This is a genomic window from Mitsuaria sp. CC2 (assembly GCF_048957715.1).
GTDB lineage: Bacteria > Pseudomonadota > Gammaproteobacteria > Burkholderiales > Burkholderiaceae_C > Roseateles.
In genome coordinates this window covers 231,888-244,554 of record NZ_JARVXN010000027.1, presented here as the reverse complement: position 1 = coordinate 244,554, position 12,667 = coordinate 231,888, and the positions used below count along the sequence as shown (strand labels likewise).

The window sequence follows — 12,667 nt, the reverse complement described above, 5'->3', positions numbered from 1 at the left end:
CCGAAAACGCCGTGGTGGTAAAAGGAGATTATAGCGATGCCGTTTTGGCCTCGATCGGGGCCTCGATCGGGGCCCCGATTCGGGCCTCGACTCGGGCATCGATCTCGCCCATCAGTTCGAGGACGAGCGACGCCGTGTCGTCGGGTCTTTCGAAGGGGTAGAGGTGGGTGCCTTCGAACCAGCGGAACAGGTCCTTGGCGAGCGCCTTGGAACCGGCCGCGTTGGCATGCCGGAGTTCCTCCGACTGCGTGCCCGCGATGAAGGCCACCGGGCAACGCGGCGCATGACCCTTCAGGATGCGCGGCAGGTTGTGCGGCAACGTGTTGTAGATGCGGGTCTCGATCTCTCGCTGGAAGCCCAGGCGGACCTGGCCGTCCTCGTGCGCATCGAAGCCGCTGGCGATGTAGTCCTTCAGCACGCGGGGATCCCAGCGCGCGAACTTGTGCTTGGCGGCGAAGTGCGCGTGCGCCTCGTCGAGGCTGGGCCATTCGTAGCGCCGCTGATGCGAGATCTTGCCTGGGGAGATGCGCTTCATCAGGCCGGTCGACTTGACCACCCGGACACTGTGCGCGCGCCAGCCGTCGATCACCGGCGAGTCCAGCATCACCAGCCCTCGCGCCAGCCCCGGCTTGCGGCACGCCACCAGCAGCGACAGCAGCCCGCCCAGCGAGTGCCCGGCCAGCATCACCGGTCCGGTCGGACGGACCTCGTCCTGGATGAAGTGCAGCAGCTCGTCGCGCAGATGCGGCCAGTTGCTGGTCACCGGATAACGCGGATCGTGGCCGATGCGCGGCAGCGCGTGCACCGTCCACCCCGCGTCGCGCCAGCGCTCGAACAGCACCCGGTAGCAGCCCGCCGGGAACCCGTTGGCATGCGAGAAGACGAGGGTCTGGGCGGTGTCCATGGGCGGGCTCGGGCGAAGGGCTCGGTGGCGACTCAGGCGCGGCCGGCGGCCAGCAGCTTGAGCTGGTAGAGCGCCGCGTGGGCTTCGCGCGGGCTCAGCGCATCGGGATCCAGGTCGCGCAACGCGTCCAGCAGTTCGGACGGTTCCTCGACCGCCGCGCCCGGCGCGGGTTCCGGCGGTGCGGCGAACAGGTCGATCTGCGTCTCGCCTTCCGTGGCGCGGGCTTCGAGCGCCTCCAGCGCCGCGCGGGCCTGTCGCACCACCGGGCCCGGCATGCCGGCCAACCGCGCGACCTGCACGCCGTAGCTGCGGCTCGCGGGACCGGGCTGGATCTCGTGCAGGAAGACGATGTCCTCGCCTTTCTCGACTGCCGACACATGCATGTTGACCGCCTGCGGGTGCTTGGTCGGGAACTCGGTCAGCTCGAAGTAATGTGTCGCGAACAGCGTGAACGCGCGGCACTTGTCGTGCAGATGGGTGGCGATCGCGCCGGCCAGCGCCAGGCCGTCGAAGGTCGAGGTGCCTCGACCGATCTCGTCCATCAGCACCAGCGACTGCTCGGTGGCGCTGTGCAGGATGGCGGCGCCCTCGGTCATCTCCAGCATGAAGGTCGACTGGGCGTTCGCGAGGTCGTCCGCCGCGCCGATGCGCGTGTGGATCGCGTCGATCGGCCCGAGCCGGCAGGCGGTCGCCGGCACGTAGGCGCCGATCGCCGCCAGCAGCGCGATCAAGGCGACCTGCCGCATGAAGGTGCTCTTGCCGCCCATGTTGGGGCCGGTGATCACCATCAGCTTGGTGCGGGCGTCGAGCCGGCAGTCGTTGGCCATGAACTCGCCGGCGCCGGTCTCGCGCAGGCGCGCCTCGACCACGGGGTGGCGGCCGCCCTGGATGTCGATGCAGGGATGCGGGACGAATTCGGGGCGGCACCAGTTGAGCGTGGCCGCGCGCTCCGCCAGCGCGGCCAGCACGTCCAGGGACGCGAGCGAGCGCGCCAGGCGGCTCAGCGCCGGCAGTTCCTCGGTGAGCTGGTCGATGACCAGTTCGAAGAGCATCTTCTCGCGGGCCAGCGCGCGTTCGTTCGCGGACAGCGACTTGTCCTCGAAGGCCTTGAGTTCGGGTGTGATGAACCGTTCGGCGTTCGTCAGCGTCTGACGGCGCGTGTAGTCGGCGGGGATCTTGCCGAGGCCGCTGTTGGTGACCTCGATGTGGAAGCCGTGCACCTTGTTGAACTTGACGCGCAGGTTGTTGATGCCGGTGCGCGCGCGTTCGCGGACTTCCATCTCCAGCAGGAACTTGTCGCAGTCGGTCTGCACGGCGCGCAGGTCGTCGAGCTCCTCGTCGAAGCCCTTGGCGATCACCCCGCCATCCCGGATCAGCGCCTGCGGCTCCTCGGCGATCGAGCGGGTCAGCAGCTCGGCGATGTGCGGCGAGGCGCGCAGGCCTTCGGAGAGTTGCTCCAGCAGGACCGAGCCGCCGGGCACGGTCTGGGCCAGTTCGGGCAGGATCAGCAGCGTCGCGCGCAGACCGGAGAGTTCGCGCGGCTTCACCTGGCGCAGCGCGATGCGCGCAGTGATGCGTTCGACGTCCGAGACCTGGCGGAAAGCCTCGCGCAGCGGCTCGGAGCCGGTGCTGATCAGCTCGGCGATGGCGTCCTGGCGCTCGCGCGCGGCGGCGCGGTCGCGCTCGGGATGCAGCAGCCAGTGGCGCAGCGAGCGGCTGCCCATCCCGGTGCGGCACGTGTCCAGCAGCGACAGCAGCGTGGGCGAGGTTTCGCCGCGCAGCGTCTGCGTCAACTCCAGGTTGCGCTGGGTGGCGGGCGGCAGGTCCAGCAGGTCGGACGCGCGCACCACGCGCAGGCTCTTCACATGGCTCAGCGCGCGTGTGCCCTGCGTGCTTTCGGCATAGGACAGCAGGCAGGAGGCGGCCGCATGGGCGACGGGCAGGTCGTGGGCATTCAGGCCCTGCAGATTGATCACGCCGAGCTGTTCGCAGAGCTTGCGGCTGCCCAGCCGCGCGTCGAACTGCCAGCTCTGGCGGTTGGTGATCGGCAGCTTGGCGGCCAGCACGGCCTGCGGGTGCTTCTCACGGTCGACCAGGACCTCGGCCGGCGAGAGGCGGGCGATCCACGACGGCAGGTCGCGTTCGCTGCATTGCGCCAGACCGATCTGCCCTTGCGTCATCGAGAGCCAGGCCAGGCCCAGGGTCTTGCCCTGGGTCGCGATGGACAGAAGGATGGCGTCCTGCTTGTCGGCGAGCAGCTCCTGGTCGATGACGGTGCCGGGCGTGGCGAGGCGCTGCACCTTGCGCTCGACGGGACCCTTGCCGACGCCGACCTCGCCGGTCTGCTCGGCGATGGCGACGGACTCGCCGAGCTTGATCAGCTTGGCGAGGTAGGACTCCAGCGAGTGCACCGGCACGCCGGCCATGACCACCGGTTCGCCGCCGCTCTGGCCGCGGGTGGTGAGCGTGACATCCAGCAGCGCGTTGGCCTTGCGGGCGTCGTCGAAGAAGACCTCGTAGAAGTCCCCCATCCGGTAGAAGAGCAGCGTGTCCGGATGCTCGGCTTTCAGGCCGAAGTACTGCTGCATCATGGGCGTGTGATGGCTGAAATCGGCAGGGACGGCGCTGGTCATCGGGAGCGGTGCGGACGGGAAATGGACAACGCCCTCGGGCTGAGGGCGCTGGGGTGGCTGATTGGAGAACGAGTGTAGGGCATGGCCGTTGTTCATGATCGGTCGCTCCGGGCTCATTGGCAGAGGCGATGTTCGGGATCCAGCCGGACGATGTAGAACACCTCGTCGACCAGGATGCCGTGGACGCGCCCGTGCGGCAGGCCTGAGGGGTTGACGCTTGTTCATGCGGGCTCCGTTCTGCGAAATGCTTGCAGCCATGCTAGGCCTGCGCCATCCGCCGGCGCTTCAACCGTTCGCGCCAAAAACGACAAAGCCCTCCAAGGGGAGGGCTTCGTGGAATGGCGTCGACGGCGCCGTCGATCGCCGGAAGTGCCGATGGAATCAGGCTTCTGCGCTGCCGTCGGTCTTCTTGATGCGCACCGGCGCGCGTTTCTTCGGCGCGTCGGTTCCCCCTTCGGTGGTGGTCGCGGCCTTCTTCTTGGGGGCGGGCTTGTCGGTCGCATCTCCGCCGGCCGCCGCCTCTGCATCCGCGTCCAGCGCGTCCTGCGTGATCACGCGGGTGTAGGGCGCCAGGATCTGGACCAGCGGGCCGTAGATGCGCGGCGTGCCGGCCACGATCTCGCGCTGGTGCAGGAAGTCCGGCTCGCCGGTGAAGTTGCCCACCAGGCCGCCCGCTTCCTGGATGATCAGCGAGCCTGCGGCCACGTCCCACGGGTTCAAGCCGGTCTCGAAGAAGCCGTCATAGTGGCCCGCGGCCACATAGCACAGGTCCAGCGCGGCCGCGCCCGGGCGGCGCACGCCGGCGACCTGGGTCATGACGTCCTCGAACATCTTCAGGTAGCGCTTGAAGTTGTCGCCGCGGCGGAACGGGAAACCCGTGCCGATCAGCGCGTCGCTCATGCGGGTGCGCTTGCTCACGCGGATGCGCTTGTCGTTCAGGTAGGCGCCGCGGCCCTTGGTCGCGTAGAAAAGGTCGTTGCGGGTCGGGTCGTAGACGACGGCCTGCTGCACGATGTTGCGGTGCGCCAGCGCGATCGACACGCAGTAGAACGGCAGGCCGTGGATGAAGTTGGTCGTGCCGTCCAGCGGGTCGATGATCCACTGGTACTCGGAGTGCTTCGCGCCGAATTCGCGACCGGATTCTTCGGCCAGGATGCCGTGGTCGGGGTAGGCCTGCAGCAGCGTCTCGATGATCGCCTGCTCGGCGGCCTGGTCCACTTCGGTCACGAAGTCGTTGGGCGACTTGGTGTTGATCTTCAGGATGTCCAGGTCCATCGACGCGCGGTTGATGATCGCGCCGGCGGTACGCGCCGCCTTGATGGCGACGTTGAGCATGGGATGGTGAGCGGCTTGCGTCATGCGGGACGGTTCCTGTGCTGGGAAGTGGACTGGCGAAAGGAAAGAGCGGGCGTCGGACCTGGCGACCTGCGGTTCGGATGGAATCGGAACGAGGTGGGTCCGGCGCGGATAATCGACCATTTTGACACAGACTCGTGGTTTCCCCTATGCCCCCGGCTGACTCCGGCACGACCGCCCGCCCTCCGACGTCGGATCCGACACGTTTCGTGCTGATCGAGACCAGCCACCCCGGCAACGTCGGCGCGGCCGCGCGGGCGATGAAGGTGATGGGCTTCCGCGACCTGGTGCTGGTGCGGCCGCGCTTCGCCGACGTGCTGAGCCAGGAGGAGACCGTCGCGATGGCCAGCGGGGCGGCCGACATCCTGGCCCGCGCGCGCATCGTCGACCGCGTCGAGGACGCGCTCGACGGTTGCACCTTCGTCTGCGCCACGGCGATGACGCCGAGGGATTTCGGCCCGCCGACGCGCGAGCCTCGCGCGCTGTTCGGCGAACTCGCGGCGACACCTCCCTCGGGGGAGGGCGCCCATCAGGTGGCGTTCCTTTTCGGGTCCGAGCGCTACGGCATGAGCAACGAGGACGTGTACCGCGCGCATGCGGTGCTGTCGATCCCGACGCATCCGACGTACGGCTCCTTGAACCTCGCGCAGGCGGTCCAGCTGATCTCCTACGACTGGCGGCAGGCGCTGGGCGGTTTCGCCGTGGCGCCGCGCACGGCCGATCCGCACCTCGCGGACGCGCAGGCCGTGCAGGGGCTGCTGACGCATCTGGAAAGCAGCCTCGTCCACCTCGGCTACCTCGACCCGGCTTCGCCCAAGAAGCTGATGCCGCGCCTGAACCAGCTCTTCAATCGCGCGGGGCTGACGAAGGAAGAGATCCACATCCTGCGCGGCATCGCCCGTGCGATCGAGAAGACCCAACCCGCCGCCGGGACGCCCCCCGCACTTGGGGGAGACGAGTAGCCCAGGCGTGGTCCAGGGCGTGGCGCGCACGCGGCAGGGCAGTAAGCCTGCGCCCGGCAAGGTCGGGACCCGCCGCTAAACTGGCCGACCCTCAGCTCCAGCCCTTCGCGGGCTGCCATCGGGTCCTCCCACCATGTTCCAGCGTCTTCGCGAAGACATCGCCTGCATCCTCGAACGCGACCCTGCCGCCCGCTCGGCCTGGGAGGTGCTGACCTGTTATCCGGGTCTGCACGCGCTGGTGGTGCATCGCTGCGCGCACTGGTTCTGGCTGCGTGGATTCCGCTGGCTGGGGCGTTTCACGTCCCACATCGGCCGCTTCCTGACCGGCATCGAGATCCATCCCGGCGCGACCATCGGCCGGCGCGTGTTCATCGATCACGGCATGGGCATCGTCATCGGCGAGATGACCGAGATCGGCGACGAGGTCACGATCTATCAAGGCGTGACCCTGGGCGGCACCTCGCTGGTGAAGGGCGCCAAGCGGCACCCGACGCTGGAGCGCGGCGTCATCGTCGGCGCCAATGCCTGCATCCTCGGCGGCTTCACGGTCGGGGAGGGCGCGCGCGTCGGCTCCGGCGCGGTGGTGACCAAGCCGGTGCCGCCCGGTGCGACGGCCGTCGGCAATCCGGCGCGCGTGATCGAGGCCAAGCTCGATGCCAGACGCGAGGAGGCGGCGGCGCGGATGGGCTTCTCGGCCTATGGCGTCACGCAGGGCGACGACCCGGTGGCGCTGGCCATGAAAGGCCTGATCGACAACGCCGCGACCCAGGAGCACCAGATCGCGCTGCTGTGGCAGGCGATCGCGAAGCTGTCCGAGGAAGAGCGCAAGGACTGCGTGCCGCAAGGCGCGCAGCAGGGCGAGCACTTCGATGCGGCCGAGCTGTCACGGCTGGTGAAGTGAGTCGCTGATCCCCTGACGCGTCGCTCTCGCGCGACTCCCTCTCCTCAACGACCCTCACCCCACCCCTCTCCCGCAGTGCGGGAGCGGGGGGAAGACGAGGGCGTCGACCAGGGACGAATCAGTGATGGTGACCGTGGTCGCCGTGCGCGTGGCCGTGTTCGATCTCTTCCTGGGATGCGGCGCGGACGTCGGTGACCTTGACGCTGACCTTCAGGTGCTGGCCGGCCAGCGGGTGGTTGCCGTCCAGGTGCACGGTGTCGCCCTTGACCTTCACGACGGTGAAGACGTGGAACCCGTCGTCGGCTGCCGGTTCTTCCTCGCCCTCCTTGGCCTGGCGGATCTGGATCTGGCCGCCGACCTTCACGCCGGGGGGGAAGTCCTTCTTCGGGATCGTGATCAGCAGGCTCTCGTCACGCTCGCCGAAGCCGGTCTCGGGCGTCAGCTCGATCGTGGTGGCGAAGCCCTTCTCCTGACCTTCCAGCGCGGCTTCGACGACCGGCAGCGTATTGCCGTAGCCGCCGATCAGCAGCGCCATCGGCTCGTCGGTCTTCTCGATGACTTGGCCGAGCTTGTTCGCGACCTTCAGTTCGACGGTGGCGATGGTGTCCTTGGTGATCTTCATGGGTGTTGCTTTGGGTTGCGTCTGTGGGGAGGGCTCGTGGGGGCCGCAGGGGGTTCAGCCCGGGCGCTTGGGCCGTTGGGCGGTCTTGGGACGGAACGCGGCGCAGACCGCGTCGCGTGTTTCGAGATAGGGGCCGCCGATCAGGTCGATGCAGTACGGCACGGCGGCGAAGATGCCGCTGGCGGCCTCGTGCCCGGCCAGTGTCTCGGCGATCGCCTTGGGCTGGCCCGGCAGGTTGATGATCAACGCCTGGCCGCGGATCACCGCGACCTGTCGCGACAGGATCGCGGTCGGCACGAAGCGCAGCGAGATCTGCCGCATCTGCTCGCCGAAGCCCGGCATCACGCGGTCGGCGACGTCCATCGTCGCCTCGGGCGTGACGTCGCGGATCGCGGGGCCGGTGCCGCCGGTGGTCAGCACGAGGTCGCAGCCCGCTTCGTCGACGAGCTCACGCAAGGTCTGCGCGATGAGCGCGCGTTCGTCGGGAATCAGGCGCGGCTGGAACTCGATCGGGTTGATCAACGCGGAGCGCAGCCAGTCCTGCAGCGCGGGCAGGCCCTTGTCCTCGTAGACGCCGCTGGAGGCGCGATCGCTGATCGACACGATGCCGATGCGGACGGCCTCAGGCGGCGGCAGCGCCGCGCCGTTGTCCGATGGGACCGACGGGACCGGCGGCTCACTCATCGTCGTCCTCGTCGGAGGCCTCCGCGTCCCCGTTCGCCGAGGCGTTGTCCTTGCCGGCGAGCACATGGCCCTTCACGAACTGGAACAGCTCGCGCCAGGCGCGGCCGTTGCGTTGCTCGGGCGCCTGGGCGCGGTCCTTGCGGGCGGCGCGGATCAGGCTGCGCAGCTGCTGCGTGTCGACCTCATCGAAGGCGTCGATGAAGCCCTGCAGCGCGCTGTCCTCCTCGACCAGGCGCACGCGCCAGCGTTCGGCCTGGTGCAGCTCCAGCGAGTCCTGCGCGCGGCCGAGCTTGAACTCGGCGACGGCCTGGCGGATCGGTTCGGGATCGACCTGGCGCATCAGCTTGCCGATCAGCTGCAGATGGCGCTTCTTGCCGCTGCGGGCGGTGCCGGCGACGATGCGGCGACCTTCCTTGATGGCGTCGAGCAGCGACTCGGGCAGGTCGAGCGCGGCCACGCGCTTCTCGGGCAGCGTCAGCAGTTCCTCGCCCAGCGCCTGCAACGCGTCCATGTCGCGCTTGAGCTGGCTTTTGCTGGGGCGGTCGTCTTCGAAGTCGTCGAAGTCCGCGCGGTCGTCGTCGTGGTCGTGGTCGGGGGTCATGAGCGGGGGAAAGCGAGAAGCCCCGACCGGAAGGGCGGGGCACAGCGCCCGTATGATAGTCGCCACCCCGCCGCGGCCTCGGATTCCCCCAGGCCGCGCTGCTTTCAAAGAGACCGCATTCATGAGTCAAGCCGAGCAAGGATTCGCCTACAGCCAGGACCACTTCCGCCAGTTGATCGAGGACGTCCTGGCCGAGGCCAAACGCCAGGGCGCCAGCGACGCCGGCGCGGAAGTGTCCGAGGGCAGCGGCATGTCCGTGTCGGTGCGTCGCGGCCAGCTCGAGAACGTCGAGCGCAACCGCGACAAGTCGCTGGGCATCTCGGTCTACCTGGGCCAGCGCAGAGGCAACGCGAGCACCTCGGACTTCTCGCCGCAGGCGCTGAAGGACACGGTGCGCGCCGCCTACGACATCGCGCGCTTCACGGCCGAGGACGAGTTCGCCGGTCTGCCCGATGAGCAGGACCTGTCGCTGGACGAGGCGGCACGGCCGTCGCTGGACCTGTTCCATCCGTGGTCGGTCACTGCGGAGCAGGCCGCCGAACTGGCGCTGCGCTGCGAAGAGGCGGCGCTGAAGACGGACGCGCGCATCACCAACTCGGAAGGCGCGGCGGTCTCGGCGCAGCAGTCGCACTTCTATTCGGGCAATTCGCGCGGCTTCCGGGGCGGGTATGCCAGCTCGCGGCATTCGCTGTCGGTCGCGCCCATCGCCGGCCGCGGCGCCGGCATGGAGCGCGACGCCTGGTACAGCTCGATGCGCGACGCGGCCGACCTGTCCTCCGCTGAAACGATCGGCCGCTACGCCGCCGAGCGCGCACTGGCGCGGCTGAAGGGCCGCAAGGTCAAGACGGCCAGCGTGCCCGTGCTGTTCGAGGCGCCCGTCGCGGCCGGCCTGCTCGGCGCGCTGGTGCAGGCCACCAGCGGCGGCGCGCTGTATCGCCGCGCCACCTTCCTGCTGGACAGCCTGGACCAGCAGATCCTGTCGCCGCACGTCGAGGTCGTCGAGGATCCGCACATCGTCAAGGGCAAGGGCAGCTCGCCCTTCGACGACGAAGGCGTGGTGACGAAGGCGCGCACCGTGGTCGACGCGGGCGTGCTCAAGGGCTACTTCCTGTCGACCTACTCGGCGCGCAAGTTGGGCCTGCGCACGACAGGCCACGCGGGCGGCTCTCACAACCTGACGATGCGCAGCAGGGCGACGGCGCCGGGCGACGACCTGCCGACCATGCTGCGCCGCCTCGGCACCGGCCTGTTCGTCACCGAGCTGATGGGGCAGGGCGTCAACTACGTGACGGGCGACTACTCGCGCGGCGCGAGCGGCTACTGGGTCGAGAACGGCGTCATCGCCTTCCCGGTCAACGAGATCACGATCGCGGGCAACGTCAAGGAGATGTTCAAGCAGATCGTGGGCATCGGCGCCGACACGTACACGCTGGGCAGCAAGACGGTAGGCTCGATCCTGCTGGAGAACATGAAGCTCGCCGGGGCCTGAGTCCTCCCCGGGCTTGTCAGGTTGACGCCAGCCCTCCAGTAGTTAATCCTCTTTTCGCTCAGAGGCGCCCGTGACGGGGCGCCCATACCAACGAAAAAGGAGACTTCATGGAGCGTCGTTCGTTCGTCAAGAATGCCGGCCTGGCCGGCGTGCTGGCCGCGGGTGCGGCACCGGCCATCGTGCATGCGCAGGCCAACCTCCGGTGGCGGATGGCGTCGAGCTTCCCCAAGCAGCTCGACACGATCTACGGCGGCGGCGAGGTCTTCGCCAAGAAGGTCAGCGAACTCAGCGGTGGCAAGTTCCAGATCAGCGTGCATGCGGGCGGCGAGCTGATGCCGGCCTTCGGCGTGGTCGACGGCGTGCAGAACGCGACGGTCGAGATCGCGCACACGGTGCCGTACTACTTCTTCGGCAAGGACGAGACCTTCGCGATCGGCGCGTCGATCCCGTTCGGTCTGAACTCGCGGCAGATGACGGCGTGGACCTACCACGGCAACGGTCTGAAGCTGATGCGCGAGTTCTACCGGAACTACAACATCATCAATTTCCCCGGCGGCAATACCGGCGCGCAGATGGCGGGCTGGTACCGCAAGGAGATCAAATCGGCGGCGGACTTCAAGGGATTGAAGTTCCGCATCGGCGGCTTCGCCGGCCGGGTGATCGAACGCATGGGCGGCGTGCCGCAGAACCTGCCGGGCGGCGAGCTGTATTCGGCGCTGGAGAAGGGCACGATCGACGCGGCGGAGTGGGTCGGGCCGTACGACGACCTGAAGCTGGGCTTCAACAAGGTCGCGCCGTTCTACTACTACCCCGGCTGGTGGGAGGGCGGCCCGCAGGTCGACTTCTTCATCAACACCAAGGCGTATGAAGCGCTGTCGCCCGAATACAAGGCGATCGTCGAGGCGGCGTCCGCGTACGTGCACGTGGACATGCAGGCCAAGTACGACGTGCTGAACCCGCAGGCGCTCAAGCAGCTGGTGGCGGCCAAGACCAAGCTGATGCGCTTCCCCAAGGACACGATGGACCTGGCGTTCAAGGAGTCGATGGCGCTGTACGCGGAGCTGTCGGCGAAGAACCCGAACTGGAAGAAGGTCTACGAGGATTACGCCAACTTCCGGCGTGACCAGAACCTGTGGTTCCGCTTCGCGGAAGCGGGCTTCGACGACTACATGCAGTCGCAGCGGTTCTGATCCGGACCGACCTCCACGGCGACTTCCGCTGACCGCGGGCCGCGCTTCGACAGGGGCGCGGCCCGTTCCGCTTGTGGTGTGGCCCTGGGACTAGGGTAGGGGCCGTGACGGCACAATCGGTCCTGGATCAATCGGCATCAGGATGAGTTCATGAATCAGGAAACGCAGTCGCTCGAAGCGCTCCTCAAGGCCCTTCGCGTGCTGCTCACGGCGCTGCTGACGCTGACCGTCATCGCCGTCATCTGCTTCCGCCTCTTCGCCTACGCGTTCACCTACGCGTCGCCGCCGTTCTGGGCGCTCGTGCCCGCAGGCGTGCTGGCGGGGCTGCTCGTCATGCGGCTCGTGCCGCAACGGGTGCGCCGCGTCGGCGCGGTGCTGCTACTGGTGCTCTATGCGCTGAGCATCGTCTTCTTCGGCTGGCGCCATGTCATGGAGCTCTACGCTTCGGATGGCCCCTACGCCTTCGATCTCTTCGAGGCGGTGTTGATCGTCCTGCTCGCCGTGCCGAGCCTGGTGCGCCCGCGATCCACGTTCTGAGTTCAGACGGCGCATCGCGCACTTTGACGCGCAGTCCATCGTTCCGTCGATTCCGGCCACCGATGTTTGAGATCGCAATCTGCGATCTCAAACGCGGTCGAGCGGCGGCCGGGGTTCGTTCTCAGTGCTCGGGTCCTTCCATGGTGAGGATCTGGAAGAAGTGCTCCTCATGGATGGCCACTTCCAGGACGGTCAGGAGCGTCGACATCTCGTGGACCATGTCCGCGGTCATCGCGTTGAGGTGACCGGCTTCGGAGTTCGCGGCGCCGAGCGGAACCTGCGTCGCCTTGTTGATCGCCGACATCTGGATCAGGCGCTCGCGCAGGCTGATCAGCGCGGAGCGCGTCGTCATGCGGCGGTTCGCGAGGAAGCAGCGGGCGCCGACGCGGTCGGGGCGTTGCACCTCGTGCGGACCGTCGACCGACGCGTGGTCCGAGATGAGTTCGAGGATCACGTCGAACTCGTTCTCCAGCGGGCGGCGATCGAGGATCGGCGTGCGCGCGGGCCAGAACGGCGCGACGCGGATACCGTCGCCCGGAGGATCCGACGGCGGCAGCTCGCACGCCTTCTCAATGGCGCGCCAGGCGATCTCGCGGGACAGCAGATGGCCGGTGGTGGCGATGTGCTCGGGGCTCACTTCAGCAGACATGAAAGTTTTCCTTTCGAGTGGGACGTAGCCGCATCTCGGAGCGGCGATCCGTCTCATGCCAGTGTTTTCGAGCACCTTGGGACGTAGTCTCTTCCTCCGCCAGAAAAAACGCGATCCGCTAAATCAGTACTCGTCGAGC

General features: G+C 68.0%; 12 protein-coding genes. 5 read left to right on the top strand and 7 right to left on the bottom strand.

Annotation, left to right across the window (positions count from 1 at the left end; translation table 11 throughout):
* Positions 1–28: 28 nt before the first annotated feature.
* The 3 genes from PV762_RS18800 to PV762_RS18790 form a co-directional block, all read right to left on the bottom strand.
* A complete protein-coding gene (locus tag PV762_RS18800; protein ID WP_421036525.1) occupies positions 29–904 on the bottom strand; it encodes an alpha/beta fold hydrolase in 876 nt (291 codons plus the stop codon).
* Between the two features lie 32 nt (positions 905–936).
* On the bottom strand, positions 937–3,537 hold the full coding sequence (gene mutS / locus PV762_RS18795; protein WP_421036524.1) for a DNA mismatch repair protein MutS: 2,601 nt from the start codon (positions 3,535–3,537) through the stop codon (positions 937–939).
* Positions 3,538–3,918: 381 nt separating this feature from the next.
* On the bottom strand, positions 3,919–4,896 hold the full coding sequence (locus PV762_RS18790; RefSeq protein WP_421036523.1) for an inositol monophosphatase family protein: 978 nt from the start codon (positions 4,894–4,896) through the stop codon (positions 3,919–3,921).
* Positions 4,897–5,042: 146 nt separating this feature from the next.
* Here PV762_RS18790 and PV762_RS18785 point away from each other — a divergent pair, with 146 nt between their 5' ends.
* On the top strand, positions 5,043–5,855 hold the full coding sequence (locus PV762_RS18785; protein ID WP_421036522.1) for an RNA methyltransferase: 813 nt from the start codon (positions 5,043–5,045) through the stop codon (positions 5,853–5,855).
* A gap of 133 nt (positions 5,856–5,988) precedes the next feature.
* The gene (cysE, locus tag PV762_RS18780; RefSeq protein WP_421036521.1) at positions 5,989–6,756 is read left to right on the top strand and encodes a serine O-acetyltransferase; all 768 of its coding nucleotides are present in this window, start codon (positions 5,989–5,991) and stop codon (positions 6,754–6,756) included.
* A 118-nt stretch (positions 6,757–6,874) separates the two neighbouring features.
* Here the strand turns inward: cysE and PV762_RS18775 are convergent, their stop codons facing one another.
* Genes PV762_RS18775 through yjgA form a run of 3 tightly spaced genes read right to left on the bottom strand, consistent with a single transcriptional unit; the run spans position 6,875 to position 8,663 of the window.
* On the bottom strand, positions 6,875–7,378 hold the full coding sequence (locus PV762_RS18775) for an FKBP-type peptidyl-prolyl cis-trans isomerase (RefSeq protein ID WP_421036520.1): 504 nt from the start codon (positions 7,376–7,378) through the stop codon (positions 6,875–6,877).
* Between the two features lie 54 nt (positions 7,379–7,432).
* Positions 7,433–8,062, bottom strand: a complete 630-nt coding sequence (mog, locus tag PV762_RS18770; RefSeq protein WP_421036519.1) for a molybdopterin adenylyltransferase — start codon at positions 8,060–8,062, stop codon at positions 7,433–7,435.
* Positions 8,055–8,663: a ribosome biogenesis factor YjgA gene (gene yjgA, locus PV762_RS18765; RefSeq protein ID WP_421036518.1), complete on the bottom strand. Its 609-nt coding sequence runs from the start codon at positions 8,661–8,663 to the stop codon at positions 8,055–8,057. The genes mog and yjgA overlap by 8 nt, the downstream gene beginning before the upstream one ends.
* Before the next feature lie 121 nt (positions 8,664–8,784).
* Here yjgA and pmbA point away from each other — a divergent pair, with 121 nt between their 5' ends.
* The 3 genes from pmbA to PV762_RS18750 all read left to right on the top strand — a co-directional run bounded on the left by pmbA (position 8,785) and on the right by PV762_RS18750 (position 11,879).
* Positions 8,785–10,152, top strand: coding sequence for a metalloprotease PmbA (pmbA, locus tag PV762_RS18760; protein ID WP_421036517.1), 1,368 nt, complete (start codon positions 8,785–8,787; stop codon positions 10,150–10,152).
* A 107-nt stretch (positions 10,153–10,259) separates the two neighbouring features.
* Positions 10,260–11,342: a TRAP transporter substrate-binding protein gene (locus PV762_RS18755; RefSeq protein WP_421036516.1), complete on the top strand. Its 1,083-nt coding sequence runs from the start codon at positions 10,260–10,262 to the stop codon at positions 11,340–11,342.
* A gap of 150 nt (positions 11,343–11,492) precedes the next feature.
* Complete coding sequence (locus PV762_RS18750) at positions 11,493–11,879, top strand: hypothetical protein (RefSeq protein WP_421036515.1); 387 nt, start codon at positions 11,493–11,495, stop codon at positions 11,877–11,879.
* A gap of 121 nt (positions 11,880–12,000) precedes the next feature.
* Here PV762_RS18750 and PV762_RS18745 read toward each other — a convergent pair whose 3' ends face one another.
* The gene (locus tag PV762_RS18745; protein WP_421036514.1) at positions 12,001–12,528 is read right to left on the bottom strand and encodes a hypothetical protein; all 528 of its coding nucleotides are present in this window, start codon (positions 12,526–12,528) and stop codon (positions 12,001–12,003) included.
* Positions 12,529–12,667 lie beyond the last annotated feature (139 nt).

What these genes read in the sequence shown, in the direction of transcription:
- yjgA (WP_421036518.1), bottom strand. Translation starts at nt 8,663, where the DNA reads ATGACCCCCGACCACGACCACGACGACGACCGCGCGGACTTCGACGAC.
- PV762_RS18750 (WP_421036515.1), top strand. Translation starts at nt 11,493, where the DNA reads ATGAATCAGGAAACGCAGTCGCTCGAAGCGCTCCTCAAGGCCCTTCGC.
- PV762_RS18745 (WP_421036514.1), bottom strand. Translation starts at nt 12,528, where the DNA reads ATGTCTGCTGAAGTGAGCCCCGAGCACATCGCCACCACCGGCCATCTG.
- PV762_RS18785 (WP_421036522.1), top strand. Translation starts at nt 5,043, where the DNA reads ATGCCCCCGGCTGACTCCGGCACGACCGCCCGCCCTCCGACGTCGGAT.
- mog (WP_421036519.1), bottom strand. Translation starts at nt 8,062, where the DNA reads ATGAGTGAGCCGCCGGTCCCGTCGGTCCCATCGGACAACGGCGCGGCG.
- PV762_RS18755 (WP_421036516.1), top strand. Translation starts at nt 10,260, where the DNA reads ATGGAGCGTCGTTCGTTCGTCAAGAATGCCGGCCTGGCCGGCGTGCTG.
- PV762_RS18775 (WP_421036520.1), bottom strand. Translation starts at nt 7,378, where the DNA reads ATGAAGATCACCAAGGACACCATCGCCACCGTCGAACTGAAGGTCGCG.
- PV762_RS18790 (WP_421036523.1), bottom strand. Translation starts at nt 4,896, where the DNA reads ATGACGCAAGCCGCTCACCATCCCATGCTCAACGTCGCCATCAAGGCG.
- cysE (WP_421036521.1), top strand. Translation starts at nt 5,989, where the DNA reads ATGTTCCAGCGTCTTCGCGAAGACATCGCCTGCATCCTCGAACGCGAC.
- mutS (WP_421036524.1), bottom strand. Translation starts at nt 3,537, where the DNA reads ATGACCAGCGCCGTCCCTGCCGATTTCAGCCATCACACGCCCATGATG.
- pmbA (WP_421036517.1), top strand. Translation starts at nt 8,785, where the DNA reads ATGAGTCAAGCCGAGCAAGGATTCGCCTACAGCCAGGACCACTTCCGC.
- PV762_RS18800 (WP_421036525.1), bottom strand. Translation starts at nt 904, where the DNA reads ATGGACACCGCCCAGACCCTCGTCTTCTCGCATGCCAACGGGTTCCCG.